Here is a 258-nt window from a genome sequence, read left to right as displayed (position 1 = left end):
GATCGCGGGGATATGCGGACCGACCGAGCAGGCGCTGCGCGAAGCCGATACCGCCATTGCGCTTGGCTACGACGCGGGTCTGCTCAGCATGGGCGGGCTGCAGGGGTGGACGGAGTCGGAGATCCTCGAGCGGACGCGGGCTGTAGCTGCGCGGATTCCAGTCATCGGCTTCTACCTCCAGCCTTCGGTCGGCGGTCGAATCTTCAGCTATGACTTCTGGGCCGCGTTCGCCGAGATTCCCGGCATCGTCGCGATCAA

At 65.5% G+C, this 258-nt stretch carries 1 protein-coding gene; it reads left to right on the top strand.

Going from position 1 to position 258, the window contains the following annotated elements; genetic code table 11:
- Positions 1-258 (top strand): dihydrodipicolinate synthase family protein (locus tag PA598K_RS29285; RefSeq protein WP_376739092.1); only part of this gene is annotated, 258 nt, incomplete at both ends.

The sequence above is a fragment of the Paenibacillus sp. 598K genome, from assembly GCF_003851045.1.
Classification (GTDB): Bacteria; Bacillota; Bacilli; order Paenibacillales; family Paenibacillaceae; genus Paenibacillus_D.
Note: the sequence above shows the minus strand (reverse complement) of the source record. Positions and strands in the feature narration are given on the sequence as shown.